The organism is Italian clover phyllody phytoplasma str. MA1 (assembly GCF_000300695.1).
Lineage (GTDB): Bacteria > Bacillota_I > Bacilli_A > Acholeplasmatales > Acholeplasmataceae > Phytoplasma.
The window spans coordinates 1-652 of sequence record NZ_AKIM01000155.1 but is presented as its reverse complement, the minus strand read 5'-3'; the positions used below and the strand labels follow the sequence as shown (position 1 = coordinate 652).

General features: G+C 28.2%; 2 pseudogenes. Both read right to left on the bottom strand.

Annotated features, from left to right (window positions below):
- Nucleotides 1-320 (bottom strand): annotated as a pseudogene (locus RI01_RS03090) (effector); the annotation flags it as partial.
- A gap of 66 nt (nucleotides 321-386) precedes the next feature.
- Nucleotides 387-652, bottom strand: a pseudogene (locus tag RI01_RS03085) (ATPase); the annotation flags it as partial.

The window sequence follows — 652 nt, the reverse complement described above, 5'->3', positions numbered from 1 at the left end:
TCTTTTTGGGTTTCGAGGCGGTTTTTGATGTTTCCTAATTCATAAAAATTGATGTTATCTTTGTTAGTGAGTTGTTGTTGATAATAGCCGATGCCGTTAAGGCCATCGAAAGTGTATTTTGCTTTAATCATTTGACATTTGTTATTACCGTCATACCATTCATCAATGTTTTCGAATTTGGTTTCTTTTAAAGTAGGGATTTCTTCTTTTGGTAATTTAATGATTTCCATTTCGGTTAAAACAATAAAACCAATAATTAAAAAAAGAAGTATCCCTAATACGATAAAAACCCATTTAATAATTTTTTTAATATTAAACATGATTAGTTCCTTTCGGGTAATTTGTAATATACCAACATTTTAACACATTTGACTTTTGAATTTTAATTAAAACCATTTTTTGAACCAAGAAGTTACTTTATTAACTGTTTCGTTTACGTCGTCTTTAATTTTATTAGTAAAGGGTTGAATTGAACCTTTCCAGGTTTGTTGTTTGTCTATGGTATCTTGAACTTGATCGTATTTTGTTTTTGTTTGGATTAATTTATTTTTATTATCTTCTAAGGTTACTTTAGTTTTTCCATGGGCTTTTTGTTCGTCTTTTATTTGTTCTTTAAGTTTATTGATTTCATGACGGAGTTCGGCGTTTTCTT